Genomic DNA, 19486 nt, shown 5'->3' on the forward strand with positions numbered 1-19486 from the left:
TAATGTAAAATATTGGAATATTGGCAATTAATTCTCAATTATTTCTGGCAAATGGGTATTAAACCATCTTGCTCGATTAATTATCATAACATGTGTGCCTTTTTCTACAGTAATACAATCTTTAATGTGAGAAATCGGAAACACAATATCCTTATCACCATGAATATGGATGATTCCTTCGATTGACTCTTCCTGGTCCCAACATACAATATTCTCTATTGCCCAATCCAAATATGTCTTATCATTTACAGAAAGGTACTTCTGATACATAGCAGCTCTCTTTTTTGCAAAATCACCAAAAGCAAGTTTTTCCCAATTATCTATCTTAGAAACTAATGAAGTAGGCATTAACTTATAGGCTTTCGTTTTTCTTGCTAATTTTATTCTTCTTGGTAACTCATGCTTATTCTTTACACTGGAAATAATAATCAATTTCTTAACATTGAGATACTTAGTCATTTCCTGAACTATCATTCCCCCAAAAGAAACACCTATAAGCACACACGATTTATGTGCAATTTCTTCGCACATACGTTGCGCATAATTTTCAATAGATTCCCTTTTTTCAGGAATCTTCCAAGGCAGTGTATGTGTCCGATATGTATCTTCCGGAAGGCTTATGTATTCAAAAATAGAAACGTCTGCAGCCATACCGGGAACAAAATAAACATGGGTAACTTCCTTCATACTAGGTATTTTAACAGTGGTTTATGTATTTAAAGCGCTAATTTTCTTATCTTTGCAATTCAAAATTATAGTAATACTTTATTAGAAAAAAGTAAACAGTGTATTAAATTATTGTAAAAGGGAAAAATTGAACTAACAAATCTTAGTTAGGTTAAAAAAAACAACAATAAAATTCGATGCAAAATCATGAACTAATTTCAGAACAATTATTGAATTTCTGAAAATCAAAAACTATACATTTTAAAACACCCCTTTTAATTTTTATTAAATAGTAAATTAAAAAAATATGGAGAACATGAGCGATGTGGAATTAGAAATAGTAGATAATGAATTTTTGAGACAATTCGAGACTACTATTGAAGGTCAAAAAGCAAAGATCGAGTATGCTCAACAAGAGAGAAAAATATTCCTTACTAAGCTCGTTATGAGCGAAGAACAAATAGAAAAAGGGTATTCTGAAGATTTTATAGTAGCGGTTTTTAATATTATAGAAGAACGTAATATCAGACTAGTGCCAACTAGTCCTATTATTGCTAAATTTATGAGAAAGAACAGAAGAAAATACAAAGACTTACTTCCTGTAGGAATTAACATATAGAAATACCGCTTTAAAAAAGTAAAACCTGCTCCTAAAGCAGGTTTTTTTATTCCTTAAAATAAGTTAAATCTAAGCGTTTGGTTTAAAAAAGCCATCAAATTGAGTGATTTTTTAGTGAAACGAAGAAAAACTAGCCTGTTCGTCCGCCTTAGGTGGAATATCGACCCGACTACAAGCTCAGGACGACAAGACTTTTGATCGAAAATTCACTTGCCTTCGATACGACCCGCCTGAGGCAGATCTCTCTGACTAACATAAATTTTCTTATATAGAACTCACATTACTTATGTACTAATTTTCTAAAACCTCCAGTAATTCAAACCTCACCATACCATCATCATCAATATCCGTAAGCTTTACATTATGTAAGGTATTAACAAAAGAGGGATCCCAAGGCATTTTTACTTTTACATAATTTTCTGTAAACCCGTGAATATATCCTTCCTTATTTTCAGATTCAAATAATACTGTTCTTTCTGTTCCTATCTGACTTTCATAAAAAGCCCTCCTTTTCTTTACAGATAATCCACGGAGCATCTTACTTCTTTTCTTTCTTACATCTTGAGGAACAACATTTTCTAATGAAGCTGCCACTGTATTTTCCCTTTCAGAATAGGTAAATACGTGTAAATAGGATATATCTAACGCTGATAAAAAATTATAGGTATCTAGAAAATGATCATCCGTTTCGCCAGGAAAGCCAACAATGACATCTACTCCGATACAAGCGTGTGGCATCACTTCTTTAATCTTATTTACACGATCTACATACAAATCACTCCGATACCTGCGGCGCATTAACTTAAGAATCTCATCATTCCCCGATTGTAACGGAATATGAAAATGAGGTACAAATGTCCTGGATTTTGAAACAAAATCAATCGTTTCATTCTTCAATAAATTAGGTTCTATAGATGAAATACGCAATCTTTCAATACCCGCTACCTCATCTAATGCCTGCACTAATTCATAAAAAGTATGCTCGTGTTTTTTATTACCAAACTCTCCTTTACCATAATCCCCTATATTAACTCCTGTTAACACGATCTCTTTGATTCCTTGTTCAGAAATTTCTTTCGCATTTTTTAATACATTCCCTAAAGTATCACTACGAGAAATTCCTCTCGCTAACGGAATCGTACAATACGTACATTTATAATCACAACCATCCTGAACCTTTAAAAATGCCCTGGTACGATCTCCTATAGAATAACTTCCTACATAAAAATCTGCTTCTTCAATTTCGCAGGAATGTATTTCTCCAAATTCATTTTTAGATAAATCATTAATATAATCCGTGATCTTAAATTTCTCAGTTGCTCCCAATACCAAATCAACACCATCTACAGCCACTAATTCTTCTGGTTTTAACTGAGCGTAACACCCTACCGCTGCCACAAACGCATCCGGATTTCCTTTTTGTGCTTGTTTTACAATGGTTTTAAACCTCTTATCTGCATTTTCTGTAACAGAACAGGTGTTGATTACATAAATATCGGCGTTTTCAGAAAAATCTACGCGATCAAAGCCTTCATCCGTAAAGTTTCTGGCAATCGTAGAGGTTTCTGAAAAATTTAGTTTACAACCTAAGGTATAAAAAGCTACTTTTTTTCTCATTAACAAATATGAAGTCATTTCTGCAAAGGCAGAAATCTGTTTATATTTACACTTGTTTTTAATTAAAAGATCCCGACCTTCGTTAGCATCATAATTAAAAGCCGTCAAAGATACCAACAATAATTCGTTTACTAAAATTGAAAATCAATCGATTAACTTTTATAATTCACTATTTAGCAACAGTTTACCTATGTGTTCTTTGCTGTTCTTGCGGAAATTCTTCTAAAGAGGACAAAGATCATATGGTATTTCGATATAATGAATACTCTAATATTCCTACCTTAGATCCTGCATTTGCACGAAATCCACCAATTATTTGGGCAACAAATCAGTTATTCAATGGTCTTGTGCAATTAGACGACTCATTGCACGTACAACCAGATATTGCAAAAAAATGGATAATCTCTGATGATAATTTAACGTATACTTTTACTTTACGAAACAACATAAAGTTTCATAAGCATTCTGCTTTTAAAACTAAAGATAGTACACGAAATGTGATAGCAAAGGATTTTGAGTTTAGTTTTAATAGACTTATTGATCCCAAAGTTGCATCTCCTGGAAATTGGGTATTAAAAAATGTAAAAAGCTATAAGGCAATTAATGACACTATCTTCCAGATACAATTAAAAAAACCTTTTCCTGCATTTTTAGGATTAATGAGTATGCGATATTGTTCTGTAGTTCCAAAAGAAGCTGTAACATTTTATGGTACTAATTTTAGAGCAAACCCAGTTGGAACCGGGCCTTTTAAATTTAAACTTTGGGAAGAAAATATTAAATTGATTTTACGCAGAAATGAGCTTTATTTTGAAAAAGATAAAAACGGAAAACAATTACCATATCTCGAAGCTGTTGCAGTTACGTTTTTACCGGATAAACAAACAGAATTTCTGCAATTCGCAAAAGGAAATATTGATTTTTTAAATAGCTTGGATGCTTCCTACAAAGATGAATTGCTTACACCTAGTGGCAAACTTAGAGATAAGTATAAGGATCGGGTAAACTTATCCAAAGGACCCTATCTAAATTCTGAGTATCTAGGTTTTTATCTAGATGGAGATAAAAAGGAAGTACAATCAGAACTTCTTCGCAAAGCCATTAATTATGGTTTTGACCGAGAAAAAATGATCACTTACTTAAAAAACGGAGTAGGCACTCCCGCGACCAGTGGCTTTATACCAAAGGGATTACCGGGGTTCAACAATCAAAAAGGGTATGAATACAATCCAGAAAAGTCTCGTAAATTTATCAAAGAGTATATCAAACTTACCGGAGATCAGAACCCAACTATTAGTATCGCTACAGACAGTAATTACCAAAGTATTTGCGAATTCATTCAGCGCGAATTAGAAAAAATTGGATTAAACATTGTTGTGGATGTAATGCCACCTTCTACTATCAGAAAAAAGAAATGGAGCGGAGAATTGGACGTTTTTAGAGCCAGTTGGATCGCAGATTATCCAGATGCAGAAAATTTCTTATCTCCATATTACAGTAAAAACTTTACTCCTAACGGTCCTAACTATACCCATTTTAAGAATGAAACTTTTGATAAACTTTATGAAGAGAGTTTCTCTATAACAGATGTTACGACAAGAGAAACATATTATGCAAAAATGGATTCTATTATTATTGCTCATGCCCCTATCGTACCACTATATTATGATCAGGTAGTTCGTTTTACAAGAAAAAATGTAAAAGGATTAACTAATAACCCGCAAAACTTCTTAGTCCTAAAACGAGTTTGGAAAGAAAAACTACCCTAATCTTCAATTTTCAAAGCTAAAAAACCACCTTTAATCGGTCAAAAAACACTATTAATCGATGTTTTTTAAGTATATTCGCCATCAATTATTATTTTTTTAACATAAATTTTTAACCTAAATCTTATGAAAAAAACCTATCTATGTGCAGTAGCATCATTATTTCTAGTAGCTACATCCTGTAGTGATGATGATTCAGTTGGCGGAATTGTAACCGTAAACCCTGATCCTACAGAAGAAGTTGCTTTAAACCCTGATGATGTATCTGGAAACATTATCATTAACAACGGAACAATAGTTCCCGGTAATGCTCCGACTCCTACAGGTACACTACCTTTTACTATGGATCAAACAACGCAATCTGGTTTCCAGAAAAACGGTTTTGATATTTCTTTTAATGCACCAGCCAATTATGCAGGTGCGTATATTCAATTACAATCTTCTGATGGAACAATGGCTGGTGAATACTGGAACGTTGCAGTACCTGGTAGATCAAACGTAATTAACAATGAAAAAAGAACGGGAGTATTCAATCAAAAAATAGGTAAATCAAACGATCAACAAGTAGAAATTGATGTAGATTTTGAGGATGCTGTGGCTCCAGGAACATTCTGTTACTTAATTTGTATTTACGATACAGATGGTAACATTAGCCAACCTGTAGAAGTTTGTGTAGAAGTTGAAGCTTGGGCAGGAAACCCTAATTTAGTTGGTACTTGGACTCTTACTAAAGAAGAAATCACATATGAAGGTGAAACCGATACAGATGTTGTCGGAGAAGAAACTTGTGAATCTTTCACAGTTAATTGTAATAATGATTCTAGTCTTACTATTGAAGATGCATATTGCTATACCATCAACTTAGCTAACATCACGTTTAATGCGGATGGAACACTATCAGAAACCTATATCGATACCAGTAGAGACTTTAATTACTCTGCAACCATCGAAAACTGTGAAGCTGTTTATTATGATGCTGAAGAAGACAACTATTCCGCTACCGGTTATTGGGCGTATGATGAAGAAGAATCATTATTAACATTAGTTATTTTTAGCGAAACTGATGACGGAGTTGTTATTAATTATGAAAATGGTGATGCATATTCTGTTACGCTAGAAGAAGTAACTGGTTCAACTTTTATTGTAAATGACCCTGGAATTGAAGCCATCAAATCATTCTTCACAAAGCAATAATAAATTTTTAATAAATAACTGTTACCAAACCAACAGAACAAAAAAAGGTAGTAATTAAATTACTACCTTTTTTTGTTCTATAGCGGCTTTTTTAGCACTAATCATAACTCTTACGCCAAGTTTTTGTTTCTTCGAAAACGTGCTCCAAAATCTTTTGATCTTCTTCTGTTAGCGCTATATTTCGTCTGGACATCACCACTTTTGCTACTTCAAAAGCTTTTTTGGTTAAATAAGTAGTAAATCCGCTATTTCCTCCCCAGCTATAACTAGGTACAAAATTACGTGGAAATCCACTACCGAAAATATTAGCATTAACACCTACTACAGTTCCTGTATTAAACATGGTATTGATACCACATTTAGAATGATCTCCCATCATTAATCCACAGAATTGCAATCCTGTTTTAGCAAAACCTTCGGTTTCGTAACTCCATAATCGTACAGCTGCATAGTTATTTTTAAGATTAGAGGTGTTCGTATCCGCTCCAAGGTTACACCATTCGCCTAATACAGAATTTCCAATAAATCCATCATGCCCTTTATTAGAATATCCAAATATCACAGAATTATTAACCTCTCCTCCTACTTTAGAATGTGGCCCAACAGTAGTACCACCATATATCTTAGCTCCCATTTTTATGGTTGCATGATCACATAGGGCAAAAGGTCCTCTAATAAGGCTACCTTCCATGATCTCCGCATTTTTTCCTATATATATTGGTCCTCCGGATGCATTAAGTGTTGTGAATTCTAATGTAGCACCTTCTTCTAAAAAAACATTTTCTGGAGCGATCACATTATTGCTTTCAGGAATTGGCTGACTTATACGATCCTTGGTTAGTAATGCAAAATCTTCTTTGATTGCTCGTTCATTTTTAGAAAAAATATCCCAGGTATATTTCACCGTTAATACATCATAGCTATATTGAATCACATCATAGGTATCAAAATCTACCTCCTGATCTTCTTTTGTATAAAAAGCAATCGGTTCGTCTTCAAAAAATATAGCTTGATTAGGCTGTAAATTCTTCACCATAATTACCAGATTCTCTGTTGGTAAATAAGATGCATTGATCATTACATTCTCTTCTAATTCTACCATCGGAAACTTACCACTAAGATACTCTTCGGTAATTGTAGAAGTTGTAAACCCTAAATATTGTTCCCATTTCTCACGAATAGTTAAAATCCCGATTCTTATATCCGCCACGGGTCTGGTATAGGTAAAAGGAAGTAGTGAATTTCTGGAAGCTCCATCAAAAAGAATATAATTCATAGTTGTAAAATGAAATATTTGTATTGTTGTTTTACTCAGATTATCAATATTACCATATTAACGCGAATAATGATCAGAAAATTTACGTCAGTCAGAGTAATTTTTGATAGAAAATTATATTGAAGACAAGTAAATTTTCGTTTTTGAAAGCTTCTCGACACAATCAGCTTGAGGCGGATCACTCGAAGTGACTTGGTTAACCGTATGATACCGCTATCGACTATTCAAGTTACATTACAAAAATTCAATTATTCTATGTCGTCAAGTTTCAAAAATACGGTAACATCTAAAAACAAAAAAGCCTTTCTACGAAGAAAGGCTTTATAATAATTCTTACGAACTAAATTACTTTTTGAATTTAGCGTATTTATTTTTGAACTTGTCGATACGTCCTGCAGTATCGATTAGTTTAGATTTACCTGTATAGAAAGGATGAGAAGTTCTAGAAATTTCTAATTTCACTAACGGATACTCAACACCATCAACTTCAAGTGTTTCTTTAGTATTCGCAGTAGATTTAGTTAAAAAAACTTCATCATTTGACATATCCTTAAAGGCAACTAGTCTGTAATTATCTGGGTGAATATCTTTTCTCATTGTATTATATTATCATTTTCGAGGTGCAAATTTAAACATTTTTTACAAAACAACAACCCTAAATAAAATTATTTTGAGTAAAAATATTATTAGAATTTTATTAAAAATACAATATGAATCTATTTGTGAACAGATCCGCACAAATAAACTGAATCACCAATCGACGTGATTTTTACTTAGATGCAAAAAATTATCAGTCCTTATCGTTAATTACCTCGCATACTAATTCGGTTAAAATTTCTAAAAGGGAAGTTGTACTAGTTTGACCTGCACCACAATCTCCATTTTTAGAACTTGATTTTCCAAAATGTCTTAAGACAATATATCTAAGTTCATCTTTGGATAAATCCAAATCTAACACATAATAATAGAGTGCAATAAATTCCGCACTTTGACCACTTAGAAATTCTTGCTCTAATTCATTAAGCTCCTCTTCCGTAGATCCAGACGAAGACTTAATTTGTATTTCCTCTAAAAACTTTGAATAGCTCTCAGAATTTACAATGTTTTTAGAAAACATATCAAAAAGTTCTACCACCTTATTCTCATCCGTATGTAATTCATCAAGATTCTCATCCGACGAACAAGAAGTCATAAATACAAGAAATAAACTTGTCAGATAAAGTAATTTTGTTTTCATAAGCCAATATTTTGGGAGTTAAAGAGTTAAAAAAAACAGCTAAACTACATTTACATCTTTATTACGTATTACTTGTAAAAAACAATAAAAACGATGGTTTAACCGTAATTTAATAACGTAAATATAATCTTTTTCCAACAATTATCCATTAAAAAACAGGAAATTAAGCAGTTTACTATTAACATTTTATTATATTTGAGTCTTAAAGTTTTAAAAAAAAGCTAAAGAGAATAATGAAAAGTAAGAGTATTCCTATAAAAAAATATATTTTTAAATATAGCCTTCTTTTGGGAATTTTAATTATCATTTATAATTTCTTAATGTATGTAACCGGGAATTATACAGTGAAAAATTTACTGCACTACCTAATTCTATTTTTGCTTACAGTTTTTAGTATTCTTATCGGTTTGATTTCATTTAAAAAAGATAATAATTTTTTTATAAATCTTGGAGAAGCTCTGAAAATAGGAATAGGAATAACTGTTTTTGGCGGTCTATTAATAACCCTATGGGAAATCTTGCTTACTAAAGTAATTGATCCTGATATTATTAATCAACTTACCGACGTTCAGATAAAGAAAATCGCAGAAACTTCTACCGATTTTACCCAAGAAAATATCGATAGAAAAATAGAGATCGTCGAAAAATTTAGCTCTCCTATGATAATGCTACTAATTGCTCTATTAGAAGATATCATAGTTGGCTTTTTCTTATCCCTAATAATAGGTCTCATCATTAGAAAAAAGCGAGATCCTTTTAATTAGTGCTACTGATAAACTTTTAAAAACAGTAAAACTCTAAAATTCAAGTGCTTTGTAGTTTTTTTATAAAAGCGGAAGGATATATCCCTGTTTTTTTATGAAATGCTTTTGAAAATGATTCGCTATTTTTAAATCCTACTTCTTCAGAGATTCCCTTTATAGAATACAATCTAAATTGCCTATCTTCTCTAAGTCTATCAACAGCATAACCAATTCTTAAATCATGTAGGTAATTAGAAAAACTTTTCTCCATATAAATATTGATCACTTTCGATAAATACGTAGAATTAGTATTTATTTCTTTAGCCAATACATTAAGGCTATACTTTTTATTAAGATATCGATTATTCTTTTCAAACTTACTGATACCCTTAAGAATCACATCTACTGTTTCTTGAGATATATTTAAATCATTAAGCTTTTTATCTTTCTCTTCTTTTACTTTAGGCTCTGTTTCTTCTGATAATTTTTCAGTATACGCTACTACAGCATTAAAACTCTTTTTATACTGATTACGATCTTTGTAAAAAAAGATTAAGCCACTTATCATTATTAAAAAAACAACTCCTAAAGCGTGTATAATTATGGTATAATTAAATTTATTATCTCGCAGATCATTAACTCTATTATAACTATCTGTAACAGCCATTATTAAAGGTGTTTTATAGTCTTTCAATATAATTTTCAAAGAATCATATTGTCGGCTTTGAAATACACTATCTAATCGAAATAGTTTTTTAGAATAATGTACTCTTTTTAAAAAATTTTCATTTTTTTTATAATAATTAATTAACATTTTATAACCATCAATTATCTCTGGATTTACTTTTTGAAATGTAACATCAATAGAATCCATCTTTCTAAAATAGTATACACTTTTTTTTTCTAGATTAACTGCAGAATAAGCTTTTCCTAAATATAAATAAGACATTAATAAAGCTATTGTTTTATTCTGTTCTTCCAGATAAGGTATAGCTTTGGAAATATTGTCAATTGTTTTTTGATACACCTTTTTATGGTAATTAGTAATCCCTGAATTTAGAACAAAAAGGTTATGTAATTCTATATTATTTGTATTCAAAGAATTTCTAATTCCCATAGCATTATAATATGATGCAGAATCTGATAATCTTAATTTATTAAATTCATAAGATAAAAAATATAAGTCTTCCAATTCACTTTTGATTTCCTCTTTATAAGCATACTCATAAGATTCCTTAAAAATTTTAAGTGCATCTTCGTGTAGCCCAAAATTACTTTTTATCAATCCCAAAGATCGATTACACGCATAAATTATTTTTGGATTAGATTTTTGCATAGCAAAATGATTTGCTAAACTATAATTATGAAAAGCCTTAGAAAACAACTGTTTTCTGAAAAAATAATCACCTTTTATCAGATACCCTCTCGCAGGAAATTCTTTGCTAATTTTATTTTCAGTCCATTGAATAATACTATCCGCATATTTAAGAATTATTTCATCGTCAGGATATAGTTTAGAAATCAATGTAAACCCATGCGCAACATAGGAACCTTTATCTTCCTTTTTGGCTTTATCTATCGATGCCATAGCATACAACTTTGCTTTATCCGTATTCTGCTCTTGGTACTTAAAGAATAGTTGATACAACTCTACATATTTAAGATTTGTAATGGAGTCAAAAGATTTTTTATCCAAGTAGTCATTTTGCCCAAAAAAAGTCCAAGTTGAAAGAAAAAAAAGAAATAGCACCTTTTCCATTAAAAACTTAAAATCATACACTTTAAAAACTATCATATATTACAAACTAAAGCCTTGCAAAACTACTATTAATTTATAAAATCAACAGCCATAAACAGATTCTATTACTATCACCATAACGCAATGAAAATAAGAGTTTTAAAAACCAAAAAGCAAGTCTAGTTTTATAAAAACAGACTGATCCCCTTTGTATTCATAGCGTTCTTCACTATACATTTGTTATCAATAAACAAGGGAAATAAAACAATACTATGAAGACGATAAATCAAACAGAGATCATACATGGCATTATATCGGGAGATGAAACTGTATTAAAATCATTTTATAGTAAAAACCTTCCCTATTTAAAGAATCACATCTTAAAACAAGGAGGAAGTATTGAAGATACAGAAGATATATTTCAAGATGCATTATTAATACTATACTCAAAATTACGTTCTAATAAAACATCTATAAACACATCTGTACACGGGTATTTTTATGGTATTTGCAAAAAATTATGGCTAAACCACGCGCGGAAAGAAAGAAAATGGATCATGGCAGATATATTAACCGATGAGCATCAAGACAATGAATTAATAATTACAGAGCAGCTCTTTCAAAAAGATCGTAGAAACCTATTTAACACCTATTTTACTGCCTTACAGAATACGACCAAACAATTATGGTTACACTTTTTTGAAGAAAAAAGTCATCAAGAGATAGCTATAATTACAGGATATTCTGAAAGTTATATACGAAAACAGAAATGCGAAACCAAGAAAAAGATGATACAGAATATTTCACAGGATCCTTTGTACAGAGAACTAGCAGATATATAATTGATGTTATCTAAAACCTACTATCTTTATACTGAAAAAACAAAACATGAAACAAAGAATTTCAATTAAAACACATATACTAAAATACGGTCTTGTTTGTGGTATGGTAACTATCATTTTTAATTTCTTAACGTATTTAATGGGAAATTACACAAAACAAAACATATTTCATGCCATCATTTTTTTACTAATTACTACAAGCAGTATTATTCTAGGAATGATAATGTTTAAAAAAACTAATGATAATTATATCAGCCTTGGAGAAGCATTAAAAACAGGAATAGGAATAGCTATATTAGGAGGATTTCTTACGATTGTATGGAAAATATTATTAATAAAAGTGATTGATCCTGACATTATAACACAACTAGAGGAAAAACACGTCAAACATATCATAGATAATTCTTATGATTTTAGCCAAGAAAACATAGAAAAGCAAATTGCAATTACTAGAAAATATTCTTCTCCTTTGATTCAAATTGTTGCTAATATTGTAGAAAATTTATTTCTTGGCACTGTATTCGGTCTTATTGGTGGGCTTATCATCAGAAAAAAGAGAATTCAAATTAAATAAGTTACCCTTAGAATTCAATTGACACCTCTAATAGCTCAAAACTAATAAGAATAGATGATAAAACATATATTAAATTATAGCCTTATTTATGGCACAGGAATTATTATTTTTAAGTTCTTAATTTATTTAAACGGAAATTATACGAAACAAAATTCGTTTCACGTCACCATTCTATTATTAATCACGGCGAGTAGTATTTTTGGAGGAATGGTAATGTTTAAAAAAACTAATGACAATTACATTAGTCTTGGAGAAGCTTTAAAAATTGGAATTGGAATAGCTATTTTAGGAGGTTTACTTGCAATTCTATGGAACCTATTATTAATAAAAGTAATTGACCCTAATATCATAACCCAATTGGAAGAAAAAAATATTAAACACATTATAGATAGTGGCTCTGATTTCACACAGGAAAATATTGAAAAGCAAATTGCAATTACGAGAAAATATACTTCTCCCTTAATTCAAATAGGCTCGGCTATTACTGAAAATTTATTGCTTGGCATTGTATTTGGCTTGATTGGCGGATTAATAATAAGAAAAAAGAGAGACCCTTTTAATTAGAACTATTTATAAATAATAAGTAATAAAAAACACTTCCTCCAGAATTTTCCTCTGTCATCTTTTTCAAAAGTAAAATGTAACAATTCGCTACATTTGTATACTTATGTGTTATATCTAAATAACCAAAACAATATAATTATGGAAAAATCTGTTAAATCTAGTGCTATATCTCTTGGAGTTATACTTGGTGTAATTCTATCGCTTATTACTGTTATTGCCTATACTGTATATCAAGGTATGTATACAAACTGGATGGCAGGAATTGGCTTAGCTATTATGATCATAGTATTCGGTATCGTATCCGCTGTAAAAAGTAGAAAGCTTTTAGGAGGTTTTATCGGATTCAAAGAAGCGTTTACATCTTATTTGATAACTGTTGCCATTGGAACACTGATAAGTTCGGCAGTAAGTATATTGATATATGTAGTGATCGATCCGGATGCAGCAACAGGAATAAATGAACAAATCATAGAATCTACAGTTGGATTTATGGAAAAATTTGGCGCTCCTGAATCTGAAATTGAAAAAGCAGTAGTAAAAATGGAAGGAGAAAATCAATTCAGTTTGGTTTCACAACTAAAAGGATGGGTATATGGAATACTTATTTATATCATCATCGGACTATTAGCGTGTTTGGCGGTAAAAAAGAAAGAACCTCTATATTAAAATACAAACAGCTTAGAAACAAAAAGACCATCTAAGAAGTAGTGAAACCTAAGGTTGCTATCCGGAGCTTGACGAAGGGCTCAGTTTAATAACAACAAACTACTTCTTAGATGGTCTTTTTTTATGTGATTTTCTATAAAAGGAATACCTATATTTGTCAACCAAATCATTTTATTAAATAATTCATGGGGTTAACTCAGAAAAACTTTCTTAACTATATCCTTGGTATCGCGATTTTATCCGGTATCGCCAGAGTAGCTTTAGACTACCTATCCAGAATATTAGAGCTTTCTCCTATTTTATATTATTCTACCTTTTTGATTGCTTTTATACTAGAAATCTGGGTTATTATATTTGTTATTAAAAAGTATAAAGAAACAAAAAGTACGTTAACCATTTTTGATGCATTAAAAACAGGTATCATCATCATGGGAGTGATTGGAATATGTTACTGCACTATGGCATATATATATGATACCTATATTGATCCGGATTTTGTATCTAATACAACAATACGATTTACAGAACAGTTTTCTCCAGAGCAGTTAGACCAGGTAAAAGAAAATCTTAAAAATCAAGATACAAGCAAGTCCTATTTTGGTGTCATTATGTACACTATTTATTTTTTGTTTTTAGGAGCTGTCATATCTTTGATTGCAGGCGCTGTATTTAAAACTAAAGTAGCATCAACATAATATGGATATTTCTGTTGTCATACCATTGCTTAACGAGCAGGAATCGCTTACCGAATTATATGATTGGATAGAAAAAGTAATGCTATCCAATTCTTATTCATACGAAATCATTTTTATTGATGATGGTAGTACGGATGGATCTTGGGACGTCATTACTACTTTATCTAAAAAAGATCAAAACGTAAAAGGAATACAATTTCTAAGAAATTATGGCAAATCTCAGGCATTACATGCAGGTTTTGCAGAAGCACTAGGTGATGTAGTCATTACCATGGATGCTGATTTACAAGACAACCCAGAAGAAATCCCAGAATTATATGACCTAATTACTAAAGATAATTATGATTTGATTTCTGGATGGAAAAAGAAACGATATGATTCTGTAATCGCTAAAAATTTACCTTCCAAATTATTTAATGCGGCAGCAAGAAAAACATCAGGCTTAAAATTGCATGATTTTAACTGTGGATTAAAGGCTTATAAAAATCAAGTTGTAAAACACGTAGATGTGCATGGAGAAATGCATCGATATATTCCTGTGTTGGCCAAAAATGCAGGTTTCAATAAAATTGGTGAAAAGGTAGTACTGCACCAGGCAAGAAAATATGGTAAAACGAAATTTGGGATGAGTCGTTTTATAAATGGTTTTTTAGATTTAATTACCATTTGGTTTATGTCGCGTTTTGGTAAGCGCCCAATGCATTTCTTTGGACTGATTGGCACCATTCTTTTCATTGTAGGTTTTTGTTTTTCACTGTATCTAGGAATAGATAAATTACTTATTGAAAAAACAGGAAGGTTAATTGCCCAACGACCAGAATTTTATCTGGCATTAACATCTATGATATTGGGAACACAATTTTTCTTAGCTGGATTTTTGGGAGAAATCATTTTAACCAGCAAGCGAGATAAAGAACGATATAACATTTCTGAGAAAATACACCTCTAAATCTTAAATCGATCTAAAAAAATTACTTCTTTTGGGCATAAAATTCTTATAGAATTTTACTCAAGCCGACATAGTTTTAAACCAAGAACTTTCTATTTAGAAGGTTTTTCTTAAAAAAAGAAGCTCTCTTCTACTTACATAACTTAAATTTAATGTGGGAGATCCTTTTTAAAGGAGCTTACAAAACAAAATTATACCAGTTCTTATATGAAATTACTTAAATACGAAATTGAACTATTTTGAGTTAGGGCAAGGCATAAAATTTATGGACAGCCATAGCTATCGATCAATTTTCTAACAAAGCATCAAGTCAAAAGAGGCAATTTTATACGGTTATTTCATATGAGAAATGGTATTAAATAGTATTTTTGCTACAAAACCTAAACGAATGCAGATTTCAGATTCCGTACTAAATACAAGAGTTGAAGAGTGGTTATCACCTACTTTTGATACTCAAACACAAGAAGAAATTTCACAATTAAAACAAAACAATACCGAAATTCTTAAAGAGAGTTTTTATAAGGACTTAGAATTTGGTACTGGTGGTATGCGTGGTATCATGGGTGTAGGAACAAATCGCATTAATAAATACACTTTAGGAAAAAGCACACAAGGTTTAAGTAATTATTTAAAAAAAGAATTTCCTGGAGAACAAACAAAAGCCGTTATAGCATATGATTGCAGAAATAATAGTGACACCTTAGCCCAACTTGTTGCTGATGTATTTTCGGCTAACGGAATACAAGTATATTTGTTTTCTAGTTTACGACCAACACCAGAGTTATCGTATGCTGTAAAAGAATTAGGTTGTCATTGCGGAATCGTATTAACTGCCAGCCATAATCCACCAGAATATAATGGATACAAAGTATACTGGCAAGATGGAGGACAATTAGTCCCTCCGCAAGATGGCGAGATTATTGCCGAAATTAACTCTTTAAATTATGCTGATATTAAGTTTGATGCAAACAGCGATTTAATTCAGAAAATTGACAAAGAAATTGATATCCCTTTTATAGAAAATAGTGTAAAAAAAGGAAGTTTTGCTGCTACTCAGGAAGCAAAAGATAATACAACCATTGTATTCACTTCATTACATGGTACTTCTATTACCGCAGTTCCTGAGACTTTAAAAAAGGCTGGGTATAAAAATGTACACATCGTAAAAGAGCAAGAAATACCTGATGGTAATTTTCCTACTGTAAAATCTCCAAATCCAGAAGAACCTGAAGCACTGGCTATGGCGATGGAATTAGCAAAAAAAGTAGATGCCGACATTGTAATTGGTACGGATCCCGATTGTGATCGATTAGGAATCGCGGTACGAAATACCGATGGAGAACTACAATTACTTAATGGAAACCAAACGATGATAGTAATGACCTGGTTTTTGTTAAAACATTATAAAGAAAAAGGACTGAAAGGCAATGAATTTATTGCATCAACTATCGTTTCTACTCCGATGATGAAAAATCTTGCCGAAACCTATAATACAGAATACAAAGAAGTTCTTACAGGATTCAAATGGATTGCTAAACTCATTAAAGACTTCCCTGAAAAACACTTTATAGGTGGTGGAGAAGAAAGTTTTGGTTTTATGGTAGGTGATTTTGTTCGTGATAAAGATGCTGTTACTTCTACCCTATTAGCTTGTGAAATTGTTGCATTTACAAAATCTCAAGGTAGTTCATTTTATCAAGAATTATTAAGATTATATACCGATCACGGTTTCTATAAAGAAAGTTTAATTTCTCTTGTAAAAAAAGGAATTAAAGGAGCCGAAGAGATCAAACAAACCATGATTGATTTACGAAACAATCCTCCGAAACACCTAAATAATGAAAAAATAGTATTAATTGAGGATTATCAGACAAGCACTGCTAAAAACATTCTTGAAAATACAGAACAAACTATAGATATCCCTTCATCCAATGTATTGATTTTTTATACAGAATCTGGAAGTAAAATCGCTGCCAGACCAAGTGGAACGGAACCAAAGATCAAATTTTATATCAGCGTGCAAGAAACTCTTGACGATTTGTCAGGTTTTGAATCTGTGGAACAAAAACTGAACACTAAAATAGACGCGATCAAAAAAGATTTGCAATTAACTTAAATAGTGGTATCAACCACTTCTTAAAAATTAATGGACTATTTTAAACAAATTCTTCGCTTTGCGAAACCTTATAGAATCTATGCAATATTAAATATCATATCGAATATTTTTTATGCTTTATTCGGTACGCTGGCCATGGTATCTTTATTCCCGATGCTAAACGTTCTTTTTGACAAAACGAAAAGAGTGAGTCAAGAACCCGAATGGCACGGTATTCTAAAAATTAGAGAATATGCAGAAAGTTATTTAAACTATTTTGTAACCCAAAAAGCAGAACAAGGAAATGACGATGTGCTTATATTTATGGTCGCATTAGTTATTAGCATGTTTTTTATGAAAAATATCTTTAGCTATTTGGCTATGTATTTCATTACATTTTTAAGGAATGGAGTGCTAAAAGATATTCGAAATGAATTATATCAAAAAACCATAGATCTTCCTCTTTCCTACTTTTCAGAAAAAAGAAAAGGAGATACTATTGCCAGAATTTCTACAGATGTACTGGAAATACAACATTCTTTTCTATCTATTTTAGAACTGATTGTTAGAGAACCGTTGATGATTATATTTACCATCTTCGCTATGCTGTTAATTAGTGTAAAGCTGACCATCTTTGTATTTATTTTTATTCCGGTTTCTGGTTTTTTGATTTCCTTGATCGGAAAAAAACTTAAAAAACATTCTGATAAAGTACAGCAAGAACAAGGGTATTTTTTATCCATTGTAGAAGAGACACTGGGTGGACTAAAAGCTATTAAAGGTTTTAATGCGGAACGTATTTTTGGTAAAAAGTTTCAAGAATCTACTTTAAGGTTTTATAATTATTCGAATTCATTATTAAATAGACAAAACTTAGCGTCACCGACTAGTGAGTTTTTAGGAATTACTGTAATTGCTATACTATTATGGTATGGAGGACAGATGGTACTGGTAGAAAAATCTCTAGACCCAGGTCTTTTTATTGTTTATATGGGTCTTGCATACAATATCTTAACTCCTGCCAAAGCAATTTCTAAAGCCAGTTATGGTGTGAAACGAGGAAATGCAGCAGCAGAACGTGTACTGGAAATCCTTAACACCGAATCTCCATTAAAAGATAAACCACAAGCAATTGATAAAACTAATTTTGAGTCAAATATTCTTTTAGAAAACATCTCCTTTAAATACGAAGATGAAGAGGAGTATGTATTAAATGATTTTACTCTCAATATTCCAAAAGGGCAATCTGTAGCATTAGTTGGGCAATCCGGTAGCGGTAAATCTACCATTGCAAATTTAGTTACTAGATTTTATGATGTAAATAAAGGAGTAATTAAAATCGATGGAAAAGACATTAGAGACCTTAGTAAAAATTCCTTAAGAGGACTCATGGGGTTAGTTACTCAAAAGTCAATACTTTTTCATGATACCATAAAAAACAACCTTTTAATAGGCAAACCTGATGCTACCGAAGAAGAAATGATAGAAGCATTAAAAATTGCTAACGCCTGGGAGTTTGTAAAAGAAAAACCAGAAGGTATAAACAGTATTGTTGGAGATAGTGGAGATAAATTAAGTGGAGGACAACAACAACGTCTATCGATTGCAAGAGCAGTACTAAAGAACCCTCCTATTATGATTCTGGATGAAGCTACTTCATCTTTAGATACCGAGAGTGAACGATTAGTGCAATCTGCTTTAGAGAATATGATGAAAAACCGAACCAGCATCGTAATCGCACATAGACTATCTACTATACAAAATTCAGATTTAATCGTTGTAATGCAAAAAGGAAATATCGTAGAACAAGGAACCCATGAAGAACTTATAGCTAGTAATGGTGCTTATCAAAAATTAGTTACTATGCAATCTTTTGACAGCTAATTACTGAATAACAAGCATATACAAAACAAAAAAGAGCGTCTCCACGCTCTTTTTCTTCACACAAATCATCTTAATTTTTGTGTATTTTTCTAACTACTTGTTTTCAAGGAGTTAGAAAAATATTTAAAAGAAAAAACTATTGATAAGTATGAAAAACCCCGCTTTAAAACCCTGCTTAATTTTTGAGTAAAAACACCATTTTATACCATTTATTTTACTTATGGTTTTAAAATTTTTCAATCCAAACTATTAATATCATTCTTTACTAGCTAGAAATTAAAATACATAATTATCCTACACTTTTAAAACATTTCTTATAAGCTTAGATTTTCAGTAACTCCTTTACCACGAATATCAACAA

Annotated in this window: 18 protein-coding genes; 12 read left to right on the forward strand and 6 right to left on the reverse strand. The window is 31.2% G+C overall.

What is annotated here, in order from left to right; genetic code table 11:
• Positions 1–27: 27 nt before the first annotated feature.
• Entirely contained in the window at positions 28–687 is a 660-nt protein-coding gene (locus Q0829_RS19015) for an alpha/beta hydrolase (RefSeq protein WP_298546061.1), read from the reverse strand.
• A gap of 295 nt (positions 688–982) precedes the next feature.
• Here Q0829_RS19015 and Q0829_RS19020 point away from each other — a divergent pair, with 295 nt between their 5' ends.
• On the forward strand, positions 983–1285 hold the full coding sequence (locus tag Q0829_RS19020; protein ID WP_298546192.1) for an N-acetyltransferase: 303 nt from the start codon (positions 983–985) through the stop codon (positions 1283–1285).
• Between the two features lie 291 nt (positions 1286–1576).
• Here Q0829_RS19020 and mtaB read toward each other — a convergent pair whose 3' ends face one another.
• Complete coding sequence (mtaB, locus tag Q0829_RS19025; RefSeq protein WP_298546063.1) at positions 1577–2902, reverse strand: tRNA (N(6)-L-threonylcarbamoyladenosine(37)-C(2))-methylthiotransferase MtaB; 1326 nt, start codon at positions 2900–2902, stop codon at positions 1577–1579.
• A gap of 137 nt (positions 2903–3039) precedes the next feature.
• Here mtaB and Q0829_RS19030 point away from each other — a divergent pair, with 137 nt between their 5' ends.
• Together Q0829_RS19030 and Q0829_RS19035 are read left to right on the forward strand one after the other, a co-directional pair.
• Positions 3040–4671: an ABC transporter substrate-binding protein gene (locus tag Q0829_RS19030; RefSeq protein WP_298546064.1), complete on the forward strand. Its 1632-nt coding sequence runs from the start codon at positions 3040–3042 to the stop codon at positions 4669–4671.
• Positions 4672–4794: 123 nt separating this feature from the next.
• Complete coding sequence (locus Q0829_RS19035) at positions 4795–5862, forward strand: hypothetical protein (RefSeq protein ID WP_298546065.1); 1068 nt, start codon at positions 4795–4797, stop codon at positions 5860–5862.
• Between the two features lie 97 nt (positions 5863–5959).
• Here the strand turns inward: Q0829_RS19035 and Q0829_RS19040 are convergent, their stop codons facing one another.
• The 3 genes from Q0829_RS19040 to Q0829_RS19050 form a co-directional block, all read right to left on the reverse strand.
• Positions 5960–7138, reverse strand: coding sequence for a GlmU family protein (locus tag Q0829_RS19040; RefSeq protein ID WP_298546066.1), 1179 nt, complete (start codon positions 7136–7138; stop codon positions 5960–5962).
• A 345-nt stretch (positions 7139–7483) separates the two neighbouring features.
• On the reverse strand, positions 7484–7735 hold the full coding sequence (locus Q0829_RS19045; RefSeq protein ID WP_027392055.1) for a type B 50S ribosomal protein L31: 252 nt from the start codon (positions 7733–7735) through the stop codon (positions 7484–7486).
• 193 nt (positions 7736–7928) lie between these two features.
• On the reverse strand, positions 7929–8375 hold the full coding sequence (locus tag Q0829_RS19050) for a hypothetical protein (RefSeq protein ID WP_298546068.1): 447 nt from the start codon (positions 8373–8375) through the stop codon (positions 7929–7931).
• 233 nt (positions 8376–8608) lie between these two features.
• On the opposite strand from Q0829_RS19050, the gene Q0829_RS19055 reads away from it, so the two are divergent.
• Positions 8609–9139: a DUF4199 domain-containing protein gene (locus Q0829_RS19055; RefSeq protein WP_298546069.1), complete on the forward strand. Its 531-nt coding sequence runs from the start codon at positions 8609–8611 to the stop codon at positions 9137–9139.
• 40 nt (positions 9140–9179) lie between these two features.
• On the opposite strand, the gene Q0829_RS19060 is transcribed toward Q0829_RS19055, so the two are convergent.
• Positions 9180–10913, reverse strand: coding sequence for a helix-turn-helix domain-containing protein (locus tag Q0829_RS19060; RefSeq protein ID WP_298546071.1), 1734 nt, complete (start codon positions 10911–10913; stop codon positions 9180–9182).
• A gap of 215 nt (positions 10914–11128) precedes the next feature.
• On the opposite strand from Q0829_RS19060, the gene Q0829_RS19065 reads away from it, so the two are divergent.
• From Q0829_RS19065 to Q0829_RS19100, 8 genes are all read left to right on the forward strand, one after another.
• On the forward strand, positions 11129–11698 hold the full coding sequence (locus tag Q0829_RS19065; protein WP_298546072.1) for a sigma-70 family RNA polymerase sigma factor: 570 nt from the start codon (positions 11129–11131) through the stop codon (positions 11696–11698).
• Between the two features lie 46 nt (positions 11699–11744).
• A complete protein-coding gene (locus tag Q0829_RS19070) occupies positions 11745–12272 on the forward strand; it encodes a DUF4199 domain-containing protein (protein ID WP_298546073.1) in 528 nt (175 codons plus the stop codon).
• A gap of 54 nt (positions 12273–12326) precedes the next feature.
• On the forward strand, positions 12327–12836 hold the full coding sequence (locus tag Q0829_RS19075; RefSeq protein ID WP_298546074.1) for a DUF4199 domain-containing protein: 510 nt from the start codon (positions 12327–12329) through the stop codon (positions 12834–12836).
• Positions 12837–12974: 138 nt separating this feature from the next.
• Positions 12975–13502 (forward strand): DUF4199 domain-containing protein, encoded by a 528-nt coding sequence (locus Q0829_RS19080; RefSeq protein WP_298546075.1) that lies wholly within the window; start codon positions 12975–12977, stop codon positions 13500–13502.
• Positions 13503–13687: 185 nt separating this feature from the next.
• Complete coding sequence (locus Q0829_RS19085; RefSeq protein ID WP_298546076.1) at positions 13688–14197, forward strand: DUF4199 domain-containing protein; 510 nt, start codon at positions 13688–13690, stop codon at positions 14195–14197.
• A gap of 1 nt (position 14198) precedes the next feature.
• On the forward strand, positions 14199–15146 hold the full coding sequence (locus tag Q0829_RS19090) for a glycosyltransferase family 2 protein (RefSeq protein WP_298546077.1): 948 nt from the start codon (positions 14199–14201) through the stop codon (positions 15144–15146).
• A 388-nt stretch (positions 15147–15534) separates the two neighbouring features.
• A complete protein-coding gene (locus Q0829_RS19095; RefSeq protein ID WP_298546078.1) occupies positions 15535–17262 on the forward strand; it encodes a phospho-sugar mutase in 1728 nt (575 codons plus the stop codon).
• A 30-nt stretch (positions 17263–17292) separates the two neighbouring features.
• Entirely contained in the window at positions 17293–19125 is a 1833-nt protein-coding gene (locus Q0829_RS19100) for an ABC transporter ATP-binding protein (protein WP_298546079.1), read from the forward strand.
• Positions 19126–19486 lie beyond the last annotated feature (361 nt).

It is taken from the genome of uncultured Aquimarina sp. (genome assembly GCF_947492405.1).
Taxonomy (GTDB): Bacteria; Bacteroidota; Bacteroidia; order Flavobacteriales; family Flavobacteriaceae; genus Aquimarina.